This is a genomic window from Actinomadura harenae (genome assembly GCF_003696215.1).
In the GTDB taxonomy this organism is placed as follows: Bacteria; Actinomycetota; Actinomycetes; order Streptosporangiales; family Streptosporangiaceae; genus Spirillospora; species Spirillospora harenae.
In genome coordinates this window covers 1-15,000 of record NZ_RFFG01000154.1, presented here as the reverse complement: position 1 = coordinate 15,000, position 15,000 = coordinate 1, and the positions used below count along the sequence as shown (strand labels likewise).

Below are 15,000 nucleotides of genomic sequence, written 5' to 3'. Positions count from 1 at the left end.
CGACATCCTGGCAGCCCAACGCCGAGAACGCGCCCGCATCCGCAGCCAACGCCAACAACGATGGGGCCGCCCCCGCAGCAAAGCCGCGTGACCAAACCCGGCAAACCTTCCCGGTCAGCGCACTAGCGCTCTCCCCCGCGTGCGTGGCGTTCTTGCTGTGGACGTCGGTGGCGTAGCCGTCTCCGTTGATCTGGCTGGCGCGGAGCATCACCAGGTTCTGGGTCGCGGTCGGCAGCGTCGACTCCTTGATGAGCACCGGGGCCGCCGCGCCGTAGTGCCCCAGGGCCTTGGCAACGACCGGGCTGCCGAACAGGTTCAAACGAGCATCCATCATAGATCCCTCGATATCGGCCACCCCTAGGTGAGTGGCTCGGATGCCCTAAGCGTGCTGCGAGATCACTTACGGAACAACAACAGGTCAGGTACCGTGCCATTACCATCGCTAATCACGCGGACGGGGCGTGTGTGGAGCTTCGCGACATCGAGATCTTCCTGACCCTCGCCGAGGAGCTGCACTTCGGCCGGACCGCCGAGCGGCTGCACCTGACGCAGGGCCGGGTCAGTCAATCGATCAAGAAGCAGGAACGCCGTATCGGCGCCGCGCTGTTCGACCGCGACAACCGCAACGTGGCACTGACATCGATCGGCAGGCAGCTCTACGAAGACCTTCGACCCATGTATCAGGGACTACGGGAAGGCGTGGATCGGGCCACGATGGCCGCGCAAGGAAAGACCGACATCCTGCGGCTTGGCATGATCGCCAGCAACCTCCAGCCGCTGCGCCCGCTCCTTGACGCCTTCGAGGCCCGCCATCCCGAATGCGCGGTACGGATCCGCGATGTCCACTTCGACGACCCCTTCGGGCCGCTGCGCGCCGGCGATATCGACGTCCACCTGCTTTGGCTGCCCGTCCGGGAACCCGACCTCACCGTCGGGCCCGTCCTCTACACCGAGCCCCTCGTGCTCGCGCTCTCAACCGCGCATCCCCTGGCGAGCCGCACGTCGGTGTCGTTGGAAGATCTCGCCGGCCAGACCGTCACCACGGGCGCACGACCTGACTACTGGCGCGAGGCGGTCGTCCCGGCACGCACCCCGAGCGGACAGTCGATCAACACCGGGCCGACAGTCACCCACTACCAGGAAATGATCCCCATCATCGCCTCCGGCGAGGCCATGTCACCCGTGCACGCCCAAGCCCAGCGCTACTTCCCGCACCCCGACATCGCCTACATCCCCATCCATGACGCCCCCCTCGCCCGCTGGGCACTCGTCTGGCGCACCTCCGCCGAGACCGACCTCATCCGTGCCTTCGCGAATACCGCCAAGGACGCCGGCCTCAGTACCCGGTAGAAGCGGCACCATCCAAGCTGCACAGCACCGCGAAAGCCCACGCCTTCGTCCGCACCGTCGTCGAGCTCGCCCTGACAGTCCCGAAGCCACCCGGCTCAGGGTCGGCCACGACGAACCCAACGTCGACACCCTTCCGCGACAGGTCAGGGCCTCAGAGCAGCGGCCCGCGAGCAGCGAAGCCCACATCTACCGGGCGGCCACCGACCGGATGGCCCGCCGGCTGACCGGGGCCGCCACCAGCTGGCGCGACCAGCCCGACGCCCCGAACCCGCCGAACCCCAGCTCCCGCCCGGCTGCTCCGAGATCCGCGCCCTCCTGGCCGCCCACCCCGACGGCCTGTACCCCAAGACGGCGCCGAAGCCCTCGGCCAGGACCCACCAGCAAGAACACCGTCGAGGGCATCCGCGCCAAACTCAAACGCCTCGTCGGCCGAGACCTCGCCAGCGAACCCCAAATCGGCCGGTGTGTTGGAGCCACGACCGGTAGGTGACGGCGTCAGCCTGGCTCCGCCACATCGTCGGGAGCCCGAACCACATCAGGCCAATCTGCCTCGGCCGACCGAGCCCAGCCAGAGTGTCTTCGACCGCTCCCACGTCGATGGCCATCCCGTCCAAGCAAGACATAGCCAGCCGAGATCGCCGGCAACTGCGACACCCCGTCGCCGTGGGCATCGTCGCTGCGGCACTGAGGCACGGAGGGCCCCGCCATGCGCCGCCTTGACGATGTCCCACGCGCTCGGCTGGTCCGTGGGCGGCGGTGTGCAGCGCCGGTCACCCACGTGACCACGATGCAAGTGGTGGGGCCTCGCGTAGTGGGACCCACGTGGCGCGGATGACGGTGGTCGTGCCGCGTCGCCCTTGCCTCGGGCATCGGATCTGAGGCACCGCCCCGAAGGCATGGTCTGCGGACATCGCACGTCGCACGTCGCACGTCGCGCAGCTGGGGCGCTGGACGACTGGTGAATGGACGATCCGGCAGGTGGGGCTCAGGGCTCCAGGAACCTTCGAGACGGGCTTCCCACGTGTGGGAGGAAGGGAGGCGAGCTTGGAGCGGGCGATGCTGGTGAAGGGGATTACGGCTCGTGGGCCTCGGCTTGGGCTCGGGCGGTGACGAGGGACTTCATGGCGCGGCGGAGGGTGAGGATCGGCGGGGGTTCTGCCGTCCGGCGGTCAAGGTATGCGGTGCAGGCGTCGAGCCAGAGACGGACGCTCTCCTCCCTCTGTTCCTCTTCGCGTTTGGCTTTGAGGAGGGCCGCATGGCGGCGGCTCTGCTCGACGCGGCGTTTGAGGTCGGTGTCGTCCGCCAGGGCCTGGATGTCGGTGAGGGCGTAGCGACCGAGGCGATCGACCGGGAGGTCGCGTTCGGCGGCGACATCGTCGAAGGTGTTGCGGGGCCAGGCGAGGATCCGAGCGGCTCCCCTCGGGTCGACGGACTCCACGAGCGGCCCCTTGCGAGCGCGGACGACCTTGATGACGGTGGCCGGTGCGAGGGCGTCGAGATCGCGCAGGAGGTACAGGGGATAGTCGCGGTACGTGCTGACGACCTCGAGGGCGTCCCGCGCGACGAGGACCTCGACGTCGGCGCGCTCGACGTCCATCCTCACGCGGGCGGCGAGGCGCACGGCGGCGCGCTCGGCGCCGATGGGCGGGTCGGCTCCGAAGGCGGCCTTGACCGCGCCGACGCGTTCGGTGCAGTCGGCGACGGCCTCGGGGCTCCAGAGGTCGCCGGGCAGATCGGGGTTCGGGAGCATTCCGTGTTCCCTGCCCAGCCGGAGCTGCCAGCGGGCGAGTTCGAGCCGGGCGGTGAGCCCGCGGTCGGAGAGGCCGTCTCGGGTGGTGTCGGTGGGTGTCATCGCGACTCCTTCGGTCTGGTGTTGGGCGGTGATGCCCTTCCAGACTCCAGCGATGGCCACCCTGCAGCCTTCCGAACTCGATTCTGTGGAGAACTCGTGGGCTCCAGGTGGCACGTGTCGCACGCAGGGCTACGGGAGGCCCTCCGCCAAGGTCGCCCAGAAGTCGGCCTCGTACGCGTGGAGGAAGTCGGCGGCGCGGACGGCAGCGTCCGGATCCTCGCCCGCTTCCAGGCCGGCCGCGATGACGGCCGTTGCCTGCTCAATGAATCCCGGCGGCGTTTCGGCGAAGTAGCTGAAGAAGGCCACGGCCTCTTCTGAGAGCCCATAGCGCGTCCGCAGGGCGGTGGCCGTCCGAGCGCAGTAGCTTCCCCACTCCTCCAGGTTCGCGAGCATGGCCAGGGCGACTTCGCTACTTGTCCCGAATACTGCCCGCTGAGCCAGATAGGCCGGATATGACTGCGCGCGCGGACGAGGCTCATAAGAAATGAGATCCTTCTCACTCCATCCGAGCGCGGCGGCGTAATCCGGGAGCAGCGTGAAGGCGTGGTCTTCTCCCTGCGCGAGCGAGAGGAAGAACTCCCCTGCGGGCACCTGCGGGAACCTGGACGACAGGAGGCCGAAGCTCCTCCTGTCACTGTCCACGATTCGGAACTCTTCCCCGGCCAACCAGGCCAGACGTTCCAGCGGGACCAGCCCTTCCTCCAGGAGATCCAGGAACCGGTTACCGCCGCTCGCCCTCGATATACGGCCCCGGGTCCGCTTGACGAGTTCGGTCACTTCGATGAGAGCCATATCACTCAGCGCAACACTCTCCGGGCCATCCGTCAACACCATGGGTCCGGAATCGACCATCATGATCACGTGACTACCATGAAGGGCGGAACGTCTACGCAGGTGTAGGCGGCAGTTGGGAGCGAGCGAGCATGTCCGAATTCGAGCTCAACCACGCGGGTGGGCGACTGCCCCTCGAGGTGACCAAGGCGACCGAGGGACCCTCGGGCCTGCGGATCGGCCCCCTGCTGAAGGAGACCGGTCACGTCACCCTCGACACCGGGTTCACCAACACCGCCTCCACCACATCCTCGATCACCTACATCGACGGTGACGCCGGGATCCTGCGCTACCGCGGGTACCCGATCGAGGAGCTCGCGGAGAAGTCCTCCTTCCTGGAGGTCGCCTACCTGCTGATCTACGGTGAGCTGCCGGCGGCCGACAAGCTCCAGGAGTTCAGCGAGCGGATCCAGCGCCACACCCTGCTGGACGAGAAGTTCCGCGCGTTCTTCTCGGCGTTCCCGCGTCGCGCGCACCCGATGGCGGTGCTGTCGTCCGCGGTCAGCGCGCTGTCCACCTTCTACCAGGACAGCCTCGACCCGTTCGACGACGAGCAGGTCGACCTCTCCAGCATCCGGCTCATCGCGAAGCTTCCGACGATCGCCGCGTACGCGTACAAGACGTCCATCGGCCAGCCGCTGCTCTACCCGGACAACTCCCTGGGTTACGTGGAGAACTTCCTCCGCATGACCTTCGGGCTGCCCACCGAGAAGTACGAGGTGGACCCGGAGATCGTGCGCGTGCTGGACATGCTCTTCATCCTGCACGCCGACCACGAGCAGAACTGCTCGACCTCGACGGTGCGGCTGGTCGGCTCCAGCCAGGCCAACCTGTTCTCGTCGGTGTCGGCGGGCGTGGACGCGCTGTTCGGCCCGCTGCACGGCGGCGCCAACCAGGCCGTTCTGGAGATGCTGCAGAACATCCACCAGAACGGCGACGACGTCGAGAGCTTCGTCCGGCGGGTCAAGAACAAGGAGCCCGGCGTCAAGCTGATGGGCTTCGGCCACCGCGTCTACCGCAACTACGACCCGCGCGCGGCCGTGGTGAAGCAGGCGACCGGCAAGGTCCTGGACGCGCTGGGCGTCTCCGACCCGCTGCTCGACCTGGCCATGCGCCTCGAAGAGGTCGCCCTCCACGACGACTACTTCATCGAGCGCAAGCTGTACCCGAACGTCGACTTCTACACCGGGGTCATCTACAAGGCGCTCGGCTTCCCGACCAACGCGTTCACCGTGCTGTTCGCGCTCGGCCGCCTTCCGGGCTGGATCGCGCAGTGGCGCGAGATGATGAACGACCCGGCGACGAAGATCGGCCGCCCGCGTCAGGTCTACGTGGGCGAGGGCGAGCGCCATTACAAGGACATCGCCTCCCGCTGACCCGCGCGCACGAGTCTCGACTACAGGGCCGGATGCCAGGCTTCACTCCTGGCGTCCGGCCCTGAGTCATGTACCAGAGCGCGTAGTAAGCCGCAGGCACCGGTGAACGGTCTCGGTGAGTCGGTGCTCTGCGCTCGATGCTCCCGCCGATAGCGGCGGCAACCCAACTGCGGGGTGGCTCTGCTGAGCACTCTCGTAGACGGCCGAGGTCGAATCGACGTCGGGCCGTGCGGTTGCACGATCCGCTGGGAGCCCCGAACGCGTGCCTCGGGCATCGGCCCCAAGGGGCTGCGAGAGCCCGGCTGGGCTGTACGCCAGCCGCGTCGTTGGCCGGAAGAGCATTGCGTGCGACGACTGGGGCGTTCCGTTGGTCCGGGCCAGGCAGAACGGTCGAGTTTCTAGGTCTCTGCGTGGGCGTGCGGACCGGTCCTGATGCAGCACACCTGGCCCGATTCGACCTCACCCGCTGCGACGGCGCCTCCGCTCAGCGGACGGGTGAGCAACGCGCGAAGTCTGTTGTTCGACTGCCCTTCACGCGAGTAATCCACAGAACGGTGTTCGGTTAGATTCGGCAGGTGAGGCGCTCCAGGCTGGTTCGTGTACCTGAACCACTGCACAAGGAGCCCCCGATGACCGAGACGTTCCGTCTCACCGTTCCCGACCGGACGCCCTGGACCTTCGTGGTCGCCGCCGAGCGGTGTCCCGACGACCTGCCCGAAGCGATCTTCGAGCATGTCTCCGCGCCGTTCTCACCCCCTGCGATGCGGCGCTTCGGCGGTCCCGAGCTGGCCGTGTCGCGTTACCCGGCGTCCAACTCGCCCTGGGACCTGACCGGGATCACGTCGCTGGACGAGGAGGACGAGGGCGACGGCGATCTCGCCTATCTGCGCTCCGCGGAGTGGCACATCGGTGTCACCGCGGCTCTCGCCGCTCGCGACCGGCCGTACGGCGCACGTGTCGCCCGGTCCGTCGCGCATGCTCTGCGCGAGGCCACCGACGGCATCGCCGCGGACTACGACCTCGGCATCGTGCTGCCGACGGACCAGTTGGACGATGGCGGTCGCTTCGTCCTCGCCAGCGATTGGGTGACCACAGGTGCCACGGGCCAGGCAGCCGCTCCTTGCCCCACGAGTGATGACCGGGTCGACGCGTGTTCCTGTCTGGAGCTGTCCACCCGGGGCATGCAGCGCCTCGGCCTGCCCGAGCTGCGGATCTCCGGCGTGTCCTGCGCTCACGATCTGCCCGCGACCAACGTGCTGCGCAGTCTGAGCAGGCGGTTACTGCCCCTCGGCATCAGCCATGGAACGCGCGTCCTGCCGTGTGAGTCCCTGGTGGCCGGCGCCGACTTCGCCGAGTACTGGGGGACGGACGAGCCGATGTGGAACGAGGGACCCATTCCCGTCCGGCTGACCCCGATCGACGATCACCTGCTCGAGGTCAGGCCACCCGATGACTACCCCGGAACCGTGAACGAGTGGCTTTGGGACGAACTTCCGCCGATCCTCCACGACCTCCTCGGGTGCGATCCCGATCCCACGCCCGGCTTCCACCCGTCCTGATCGGCGCGTCACGGCGAGTCCGTCCGGGCACGGAATCCTTGAAGAGGAGGTGATGGTGAGGTTCACCCGCCGGCGAGCAACGGTCGCGGAAGAACGTTCCCGGGCCGGTCGCCCCGTCGGACCTTGTTCGTTCTCGGTCTAGCCCATTGCAGGTAGATGGCCGGTAGAAGCGATGCGCTGCGAGCTCGTCTGGCCTGAGGGCGTCGCCCCATGCTTGCGTCTTCGGAGGCCAGCCGTACTCGCGCTCACCGGGATCGGGGTTGTCTGCGGTTTCTCATTCGTGGCCGTCCAGGCGACTGGTGAGTCCAGCACGCCACCGGCAGGGACGAGCAGTTCGGGAAGCCCTGGCCGGAGCGCCCAATCGTCGACGTCGCCTCCGTCGTCCGGAACGTTGTCCGCTTCGTTCTCCATCTCGAACTCTTGGGGTTCTGGGTTCATCGGGACACTCACGGTCGTCAACCGTGGAGAGTCCGTGGTGCCCCTGTGGCGTCTCTCCGCTCGGTTTCCGGGTGTTGTGATCCGATCGGTCTGGTCTCCGAGCGGAGCGGTGAACGGGGCTCACTCGGGCGGCCGGATCGACGGGATCGGGCGAGTGCCGGGGCCTGGGCAGTCCGCGCAGCTCAGCTTCCAGGCGGAGGGACAGCCGGGCGCACCTGCAGCGTGCTCACTCAACGGGCGCTCCTGCTGATAACCCCGTGCTGGGAGATCACTCCACGTCCGAATCCCACCAGTACGGATGCGAACGCATCCAGCACGCGTCCGGCACGCACCCAAGTCCAGCACCTTCGTGGTCCTGTGTCGTCGCAGTGCCGTGTCGTTGAGGCCCATCCGCGCCGCCAGCCGCGCCGCCGTCAGTGCCGAGGCCGGGTGTCGGGAATGCGGGCCATTCCCTTGGCCAGCGCTCATGCTGCGCTTCTGCTTGGGATGTCCCGGTTGAGGCCGCGTCCGATGCCGAGTGCCGTGTGCTGGGGCCCTGTTGGGGCTGGGGAGCGGAGTTGTGGCGCTGGTGGCGGGAGCGGCTCGGTGTTCTGTGTTTCGAGGTGTGGGGTGTCTGCGCCGTTCGCTGGCAGCCGGTTTCGTCTCTTGCGGGGGCGCGGTCTGGGGGTGTTAGGGGGTGGCGGCTATTTGGTGGGCGGTTTGGGCGGGGAGGGGGTAGGGGCGTTCTTTGGGGAGGAGGCGGCGGGCTCGGGTGAGGTCGCCGGACTGGACGTGCTGGTGGATTTTGCGGGCCAAGGGGGTCCGGTCCTCGATGGAGAGGGTCCAGTCGTCGACGTAGCGGTCGATGATGTGGCGGCTCAGGCCGAGTTGGATGGCGCGGGGTTCGAGTTTCTCGCCGCGCAGGGAGCGTTCGGGGTCCCATTGGACGTGGACCTGGGCGTGGCGGAAGGCGGCGCGCCATTCGTCGCTGGAGCGGAAGGCGCGGCGGTCCGGGTCGGTGGGGACGGCCAGGGAGAGAGCCTCGTCCCAGCCCTGGCGGGTGATGCGGACGGCGAGGATCGTCTCTTGGCCGGGCTTGCGGGCCCAGCCGCTGCGGGCCATCAGCCACAGGAAGGACGGTTTGATCCACGTCATGCGGGTGCGGGAGAACGGCGGGACGAAGCGTCCGTGTTCCAGGGCCGGTTTCGCGATGGCGGATGAGAACGCCTGGTAGACGGTGATCGAATCATGGTCGTACTCGGCGCGCACTTCGCGGGGTTGCATGGCCCACCTCCTCCGGCGTCAGGCAGCCTGCCCAAGGGGTTCGCGCCGGAGCAAGGGGTTTTCAGCTCGCGCGGAGGTGGGCGACGCGGACGGTCAGGCGGTCCTGGAGGAGGGTGATCGCCTCGTCGACGGTCCGGGCGGCGGCCTGGACGCGGTGGGCGCGGCCGTCGAGGGTGGCGATCGCCTGCGCCAGGGCCGGGCGCGGGAGGGAGGCGTCGGCGGCCAGGCTCAGCGTGCCCCGGACGGAGACGGTGGACGCATGGGTGCCGGTGAGGGCGGCGCGGACGGCGGCTTCGGCGGCGGCTCGGGCGTCCTCGGTCACTCGGCCGGTGGTGAGGAAGTGGATGTTCATCGGGTCCCCTGTATCGGTGGCGACTTGTGTTCGTCGCCTCGCAGATATGAGAACGTCTCGGCGGGGTGGTGTTCGCGTTCGGCGGGCGAGAGCTGTGTCACGCGTCGCGACGGACGGTTGGGGCGCGGGTAAGCGCTGCACGTCAGGGTGGGTGGATCGCGTCGTGGCGTGGAGGCACGTGAGCGACTTCACGCGTTGGGCGAGGGTCGGGGCGAACGGTTCGGAGGCCGGACGCGGCCCGGGACACCGGTTGGTGTTCACGGAGGCGCATGACCTCGCCACGTTCCGGAGACGTTCTGGCGCGGCGTGCCGCGTGGCGCGTCGTGATCCTCTACGATGGTCGATGCCGTTTCGCCAAGACTGGCTGGTGACCCCTTGCCCCAGGACGCTGCTGCACCCGTTCCTCCAGCGGAGGGCGACTCCACCCCCGGACGTCTGCTCGACTACCCGCGCCGGGGCGGTCCGACCGTGCTGCGCATCCTGCTCGGAGCGCAGTTGCGCCGCCTGCGCGAGGGGAAGGGGATCTCGACCGAGGACGCCGGGTACGAGATCCGCGGATCGCACTCCAAGATCAGTCGGATGGAGCTCGGACGCGTCGGGTTCAAGGAACGCGACGTCGCCGACCTGCTGACGCTGTACGGCGTCACCGATCCCGCCGAGCGCGCTCCCCTGCTGGAGCTCGCGCGCGAGGCCAACACCCCCGGCTGGTGGCATCGCTACGGCGACGTTCTACCGAACTGGTTCGAGACCTACCTCGGGCTCGAGGAGGCCGCGTCCCTGCTGCGCTGCTATGAGCTGCAGTTCGTGCCGGGCCTGCTCCAGACCGAGGACTACGCGCGGGCCGTCGTCCGCCTCGGCCACCCGGACGCGACCGAAGAGGACGTCGAGCGGCGCGTCCGGCTGCGGATGACGCGGCAGGAGCGGTTCGTCGAGCCGGGTGCGCCGACGTTGTGGGCCGTCCTCGACGAGGCGGTGCTGCGCCGGAGTCTCGGCGGGCGCGAGGTGATGCGCGGCCAGCTGAAGCACCTGGTCAAGATGGCCGACCTGCCGAACGTGACGCTGCAGGTGGTGCGGTACGAGGCGTCCGAGCCGTGCGCGACGGGCGGGCCGTTCACGATCCTGCGGTTCGCCGAGCCGGGCCTGTCGGACGTGGTGTACCTCGAGCAGCTCACGAGCGCGCTCTACCTGGACAAGCCCGCGGACGTGGACACCTACATGCGGGTGATGAACGACCTGTGCATCACCGCGTCCCGTCCGGACGAGACGGTCCGTTTCCTGAACAGTCTGCTGAACGAGAATTGACCCCGTCCCCCGCGTGGCCTCTGAGCTGCGGGGAAGGTCCTCGGGCCGATGGATGTTGTCGCGATATCGCGTCGCGGACGTCCGCCCACTATGAGGAGGGGTCGAATGCTGTTCGGCAAGGAGCATGTGAAGCGGTACCAGGAGACCGACGGGGCCGAGGGACACGAGTGGAACGGCACCGTCACGCTGCTGCTGACCACCGTGGGCCGTAAGTCGGGCGAGGAGCGCACGACGCCGCTGATCTACCAGCAGGACGGCGATGCCTACGTGGTGGTCGCATCCAAGGGCGGAGCGCCCGAGCACCCGCTCTGGTACCTGAACCTCGAGGCCGATCCCGAGGTGAAGGTGCAGGTCAAGGGCGACCGGTTCACCGCGCGGGCCCGCACCGCCACGGCGGAGGAGCGGCCACGCCTCTGGAAGAAGATGGCCGCGGTGTGGCCCGACTACGACGAGTACACCAAGAAGACCGACCGTGAGATCCCGGTCGTGGTTCTCGAGCGCGCCTGACCTGGGGATCGGAAGCGCCGGGTCGCCTGCGTGGGACGCGGGGCATGCCGTGTCCCGCCGACCGCGCGAGTTTCGACCACGCGGGGCGGGGCGGGGCATGACAGCGGTTCGCTTTCGTGGACGACGGCTGAGCGTGTAGCGTCGGCGCAGAACATTCGTTCGACCGAGTCCAGCGAGGGACCGAGGTGCCGACGTCATCGCGGGTTCACGACGACGAGCCGCTGCCGCCGCGGCTGCCGCGCCGTTGGGAGATCGAGACCGGGGCCGTCCCTGAGCCGCTGGCCGGAGGCCGTGACCGGCGCTGGCGCGTGGACGCCGGCGGAACGTCCTACATGCTGCGGGAGCACCGCACGCCCGATCGCCGTCGGATCGGGCGGGGCCACGAGGCGATGGCCGCGCTGGACGAGGCCGGGCTTCCCGTGCTCGCCCCCGTCCCGGCGCGCAACGGCAGGACGCTGGTCGTCACGGGCGGGCGCGGGTACGAGCTGTTCCCGTGGGCGTCCGGGCGGCGGCGGGACGGGCTGGAGCTGACGTTCGTCCAGTGCGAGCGGCTCGGGGCGTTGCTCGGGCGGTTGCACACCGAGCTCGACCGTGTGACGGGGCCGGTGCAGCAGAGCCTGCTGGTGCCGACGTCGCGGGCGTCCGCGGCGATCGCGGCCGTGGACGCGGTGCTCGCCGAGATCCCCGATGACGGGACGGACTTCTCCGCGCTGACCGTCCGGCGGCTTCGGGAGCGCCGTGAGCTGCTGGACGGGTTCGCCGACCACCAGCCGCCGGAGATCGACACGAGCATGGTGGGACGGCTGCACGGCGCGTTCCACGAGGGGCATCTCCGGTATGGACGCTCCGGTGAGGTGTCGGCCGTGCTGGGCTGGGACGCGCTGACGACCGGGCCGCTCGCGGGCGAGGTCGTCGGGGCCGCGGCGCGGCTGTTCGCGTGCGGGGACGACCGGGGCCTCGATCTCGACCGGGTCCAGGCGTTCCTGCGGGGGCATCGCTCCGTCGTCGGCCTGGACGCCGGGCAGATCCAGTCGGCCGTCCATCGTGCCTGGTGGGAGCGGTTGTGCGATGTGGCGTCGCTGCGGCGGCGGTACCTCGGGGACGAGCCGTCCGGCGGTGGTGACGCGCCCACGGCGCTCGTCGCGTGGTGGTCGGCCAACCTGGACCGGACGCTCGACGCGTTCGCCGTCCCGTACACCGAGATTCCGGACGACAGTCCCGCCTACGGCTGAGGGCCGTCCTCCCGCTCCCCGTGGTCGTCGTTCGAGGGTCTGATCTGGGTAGGAGAGCGGCGGGGGTGCGGCGCGGAGGGCGCCGCGCGGAATCGGAGGAGGCCGGATGACGGCTGTCGCCCTGCTCGGGACGGGGACCATGGGGTTCCCGATGGCGCGGAACATGCTCGGCGCGGGACTGGACCTGACGGTGTGGAACCGGACGCGGGCGCGGGCCGAACCGCTGGCCGCGGCGGGGGCGCGCGTCGCGGACTCCCCCGGTGAGGCGGTCGCGGACGCCGACGTGATCGTCACGATGATGACGGACGGCGGCATCGTGGCCGAGGTGATGGCGGAGGCGGCCCCGCGTGCGCGTGAGGGCGCGGTGTGGGCGCAGATGAGCACGGTCGGCCTGGCCGCGGCCCAGTCGCTCGGGGAGATGGCCTCCCGGCACGGGCTGGCGTTCGTGGACGCGCCCGTGCAGGGCAGCACGCGGCCCGCCGAGGAGGGGAAGCTGGTCGTCCTGGCGGCGGGGCCCGAGTCGGCGCGTGAGGCGGTGCGGCCGGTGTTCGACGCCGTGGGGCAGCGGACCTTGTGGCTGGGCGAGGACGGCGCGGCGGGCGGTGGCACGCGCCTGAAGATGGTCACCGTCGGATACGCGATCACGCTGACGTCGGTGATCGCGGAGTCGCTCGCTCTGGCGGAGGGGCTGGGCCTGGACCCGGACGCGTTCGGGGAGGTCATGACGGGTGGTCCGCTGGACTGCGGCTACCTGCAGAGCAAGATGCGGGCCGTCCTGGACCGGGACTTCACCCCGACGTTCACGGTGGTGAACGCGACCAAGGACACCGGGCTCATCCTGGAGGCCGCGTCGTCCGCGGGCGTCCGGATGGATCTGACGGACGCCGCGCGGCGGCGGTTCGTCCGGGCGGCCGAGCAGGGGCACGGCGGTGAGGACATGGTCGCCAGCTACTTCGCCGGATTCCCCTCCTGAGCCGCATGCGGTGTGGAGGCGGCGCCCAGTGTGACGGTGAAGAGGTCCGGAGGGGCGGGGCGGAGTTCGACGATGGTGCCGTTGGGGGTTCGGCCGATCTGGATGAAGCGGCGGAAGGCGCGCATCTGCTCGGGCGTCGGTTCGGTGATGCCGGTGAGGAGCGTCCACAGGGCGGCGCAGATGAACAGGCCGTGGGTGAAGACGACGGTGAGGCCTGGCTCGGGGCGTGCGGCCAGGGACTCGAGCGTCGCGCGGGCGCGCGAGATCAGGTCCTGGAACGACTCGCCGTCGCCGCCGTCCACGTGGGATGGGTCGGAGCGCTTCCAGTAGGCCTCGGCGTAAGGGAGGCGTTGTGCGTTGGTCGTGTTGGGGCCGTGCAGTGAGCCCAGGTAGGTGAACTCCTGGACGGGCCATTCCTCGTAGGGGGCGCCTGGGAATCGGGCGCGCGTCGGCATGGCGGTCTCGCGCGCGCGGACGAAGGCCGAGCTGACGATGAGGGACGGCGCGGTGGGGAGGAGGGCCGCGATGTGGTCCGCCTGGCGGCGTCCGAGCGGGGTGAGGGGGGACGCGCCGGGGCCGTTGGAGGGGCGGCCCGCGTTCGACTCGCTCTGGCCGTGCCTGATCAGCCAGACGCTCCGGGGAGGGGCGGTTTCGGGGTCCGTCACGCGGACAAGGCTGCCATATCACCCAGTGAGAGGGAGGGGACGCATGGAGGTCCTGAGCAGTCGGGTACTGGTCCGTCCGGCCGATCCCGAGCGGGCGCGCCGCTTCTACCGGGACGTTCTCGGGCTGGCGGTGTACCGGGAGTTCGGCCCGCCGGACGATCCCGGGCTGGTGTTCTTCCTCGGCAACGGGTTCCTGGAGGTGTCGGGGCGCGGGTCCGGGCCGGCGGGTGAGGGCGCGCCGGTGCTGTGGATGCAGGTGCGGGACGTCCGGGCTGAGCACGCGTGCCTGGTCGCCGCCGGGGTCCGGGTGGCGCGTGGGCCGCGCGCCGAGCCGTGGGGGCTGGTCGAGATGTGGATCGAGGATCCGGAGGGGGTCCGGATCGTCCTGGTCGAGATTCCCGCAGATCATCCGTTGCGGCGCGATCCGCGCGGATGATTCTGGAAAACACTGGAAGACCCTGGAAGTCGCGGTACGCTCTCCGGCATGTCCGGAACACCCGGCTCCTCCCCTGACATGTGGGAGGAGCGCATCGCCGAGCTCCGCGCGGCCGTCCGCCGCGCGGCCGCGAGCGGCGACCGGGAGACCGCGCGGAGCCTGCGCACCGAGCTGCGCGCCGCCGAGCAGGCGTGGGACGAGGCGGTCCTCGGCGGCGATCCCGCCGCGGACGCCCCGGTTCCCCCGCGCGCCGAACGCGGCGTCCCGGTGGAGTCCGCGGGCGCGCGCGAGCGTGACGGCGGAGCGGCTCGGGGGCTGGTGCCGGTGCGGGAGCAGGTTCATCAGGCGCTGACGCTGCTGGGCGTGCCCGCGGCGCCGAAGCTGATCGGTGCCGTGCACGGGGCGTTCTTCCCGGGAGAGATCCCGGCGACGCGATTGACGAGCCTGCGGCGGGACGAGGAACGGTCGTTCCGGTCCGCGCCGTACGCGCGTCCGTACTACCTGTGCGCCGCACTGACGGCAGATCTGCTCGCGCCCGCGCGCGGGTTGCTGACGGTGAGCACATGGCCGCTTCGGCAGCGCGTCGTCGGTCCGCTGAGCGCGCGAGTGGACTTCCTCACGGCGGCGATCCGGGTCGCGGAACGCGCGGAACACACCGATACCGGACGGGACGCGGGCGTCCAGCGGCTGCTGTGGCGGTTCGCCGCCACCATTCCGGGGGCGGCGGACGGTACCGTCGGGACGGACGGCGCGGTGGTGCCGGCCGTGGTCGCCGAGGCGGCGCGGGCGGAACTGGCCGTGCACAGCGAGGCCGACGGACGCGACCGCGCGGCGGCGGCCCGGCGCGCGGCCGACGTCCTGGAC

15 protein-coding genes are annotated in these 15,000 nt (G+C 69.9%); 10 read left to right on the top strand and 5 right to left on the bottom strand.

The features are described from left to right. Positions 1-465 precede the first annotated feature (465 nt). Positions 466-1,350 carry a LysR family transcriptional regulator gene (locus EBO15_RS39940; RefSeq protein ID WP_122199662.1) on the top strand — a complete coding sequence of 295 codons (885 nt, stop codon included), beginning with the start codon at positions 466-468 and terminating at the stop codon, positions 1,348-1,350. Positions 1,351-2,422: 1,072 nt separating this feature from the next. Here EBO15_RS39940 and EBO15_RS39930 read toward each other — a convergent pair. Together EBO15_RS39930 and EBO15_RS39925 are read right to left on the bottom strand one after the other, a co-directional pair. Then, the gene (locus EBO15_RS39930) at positions 2,423-3,202 is read right to left on the bottom strand and encodes a hypothetical protein (protein WP_122199660.1); all 780 of its coding nucleotides are present in this window, start codon (positions 3,200-3,202) and stop codon (positions 2,423-2,425) included. Positions 3,203-3,331: 129 nt separating this feature from the next. Continuing rightward, positions 3,332-4,063: a transcriptional regulator gene (locus EBO15_RS39925; RefSeq protein WP_122199659.1), complete on the bottom strand. Its 732-nt coding sequence runs from the start codon at positions 4,061-4,063 to the stop codon at positions 3,332-3,334. Positions 4,064-4,125: 62 nt separating this feature from the next. Between EBO15_RS39925 and EBO15_RS39920 the strand changes: the two genes are divergently transcribed. The 3 genes from EBO15_RS39920 (at position 4,126) to EBO15_RS47450 (ending at position 7,656) form a co-directional block, all read left to right on the top strand. Beyond that, positions 4,126-5,409 carry a citrate synthase gene (locus EBO15_RS39920; protein ID WP_122199658.1) on the top strand — a complete coding sequence of 428 codons (1,284 nt, stop codon included), beginning with the start codon at positions 4,126-4,128 and terminating at the stop codon, positions 5,407-5,409. 629 nt (positions 5,410-6,038) lie between these two features. Continuing rightward, a complete protein-coding gene (locus tag EBO15_RS39915; protein WP_122199657.1) occupies positions 6,039-6,968 on the top strand; it encodes a hypothetical protein in 930 nt (309 codons plus the stop codon). 172 nt (positions 6,969-7,140) lie between these two features. Beyond that, positions 7,141-7,656 carry a cellulose binding domain-containing protein gene (locus tag EBO15_RS47450; protein WP_122199656.1) on the top strand — a complete coding sequence of 172 codons (516 nt, stop codon included), beginning with the start codon at positions 7,141-7,143 and terminating at the stop codon, positions 7,654-7,656. A gap of 419 nt (positions 7,657-8,075) precedes the next feature. On the opposite strand, the gene EBO15_RS39905 is transcribed toward EBO15_RS47450, so the two are convergent. Continuing rightward, positions 8,076-8,669, bottom strand: coding sequence for a DUF4291 domain-containing protein (locus tag EBO15_RS39905; RefSeq protein WP_122199655.1), 594 nt, complete (start codon positions 8,667-8,669; stop codon positions 8,076-8,078). A 61-nt stretch (positions 8,670-8,730) separates the two neighbouring features. Next, positions 8,731-9,021, bottom strand: coding sequence for a hypothetical protein (locus EBO15_RS39900; protein WP_122199654.1), 291 nt, complete (start codon positions 9,019-9,021; stop codon positions 8,731-8,733). Between the two features lie 435 nt (positions 9,022-9,456). Here EBO15_RS39900 and EBO15_RS39895 point away from each other — a divergent pair, with 435 nt between their 5' ends. From EBO15_RS39895 to EBO15_RS39880, 4 genes are all read left to right on the top strand, one after another. Further along, complete coding sequence (locus EBO15_RS39895; protein ID WP_233616789.1) at positions 9,457-10,323, top strand: helix-turn-helix domain-containing protein; 867 nt, start codon at positions 9,457-9,459, stop codon at positions 10,321-10,323. Between the two features lie 105 nt (positions 10,324-10,428). Beyond that, a complete protein-coding gene (locus EBO15_RS39890) occupies positions 10,429-10,830 on the top strand; it encodes a nitroreductase family deazaflavin-dependent oxidoreductase (protein WP_122199652.1) in 402 nt (133 codons plus the stop codon). A gap of 185 nt (positions 10,831-11,015) precedes the next feature. Continuing rightward, the gene (locus EBO15_RS39885) at positions 11,016-12,062 is read left to right on the top strand and encodes a phosphotransferase enzyme family protein (RefSeq protein WP_233616788.1); all 1,047 of its coding nucleotides are present in this window, start codon (positions 11,016-11,018) and stop codon (positions 12,060-12,062) included. Between the two features lie 106 nt (positions 12,063-12,168). Beyond that, on the top strand, positions 12,169-13,035 hold the full coding sequence (locus EBO15_RS39880; RefSeq protein WP_122199651.1) for an NAD(P)-dependent oxidoreductase: 867 nt from the start codon (positions 12,169-12,171) through the stop codon (positions 13,033-13,035). Here EBO15_RS39880 and EBO15_RS39875 read toward each other — a convergent pair. Continuing rightward, positions 13,011-13,700: a histidine phosphatase family protein gene (locus EBO15_RS39875; RefSeq protein WP_122199650.1), complete on the bottom strand. Its 690-nt coding sequence runs from the start codon at positions 13,698-13,700 to the stop codon at positions 13,011-13,013. The two genes, EBO15_RS39880 and EBO15_RS39875, sit on opposite strands and share 25 nt — an antisense overlap. A 43-nt stretch (positions 13,701-13,743) precedes the next feature. Here EBO15_RS39875 and EBO15_RS39870 point away from each other — a divergent pair, with 43 nt between their 5' ends. Both EBO15_RS39870 and EBO15_RS39865 read left to right on the top strand, forming a co-directional pair. After that, positions 13,744-14,136: a VOC family protein gene (locus EBO15_RS39870; protein ID WP_122199649.1), complete on the top strand. Its 393-nt coding sequence runs from the start codon at positions 13,744-13,746 to the stop codon at positions 14,134-14,136. A gap of 48 nt (positions 14,137-14,184) precedes the next feature. Then, on the top strand, positions 14,185-15,000 hold an 816-nt coding region (locus EBO15_RS39865; RefSeq protein ID WP_199745126.1), incomplete at its 3' end, for a hypothetical protein.

Bases quoted from the DNA above. Each gene is read 5' to 3' on its own strand.
- EBO15_RS39930 (WP_122199660.1), bottom strand. From the start codon at position 3,202: ATGACACCCACCGACACCACCCGAGACGGCCTCTCCGACCGCGGGCTC.
- EBO15_RS39890 (WP_122199652.1), top strand. From the start codon at position 10,429: ATGCTGTTCGGCAAGGAGCATGTGAAGCGGTACCAGGAGACCGACGGG.
- EBO15_RS39905 (WP_122199655.1), bottom strand. From the start codon at position 8,669: ATGCAACCCCGCGAAGTGCGCGCCGAGTACGACCATGATTCGATCACC.
- EBO15_RS39880 (WP_122199651.1), top strand. From the start codon at position 12,169: ATGACGGCTGTCGCCCTGCTCGGGACGGGGACCATGGGGTTCCCGATG.
- EBO15_RS39870 (WP_122199649.1), top strand. From the start codon at position 13,744: ATGGAGGTCCTGAGCAGTCGGGTACTGGTCCGTCCGGCCGATCCCGAG.
- EBO15_RS47450 (WP_122199656.1), top strand. From the start codon at position 7,141: ATGCGCTGCGAGCTCGTCTGGCCTGAGGGCGTCGCCCCATGCTTGCGT.
- EBO15_RS39900 (WP_122199654.1), bottom strand. From the start codon at position 9,021: ATGAACATCCACTTCCTCACCACCGGCCGAGTGACCGAGGACGCCCGA.
- EBO15_RS39920 (WP_122199658.1), top strand. From the start codon at position 4,126: ATGTCCGAATTCGAGCTCAACCACGCGGGTGGGCGACTGCCCCTCGAG.
- EBO15_RS39915 (WP_122199657.1), top strand. From the start codon at position 6,039: ATGACCGAGACGTTCCGTCTCACCGTTCCCGACCGGACGCCCTGGACC.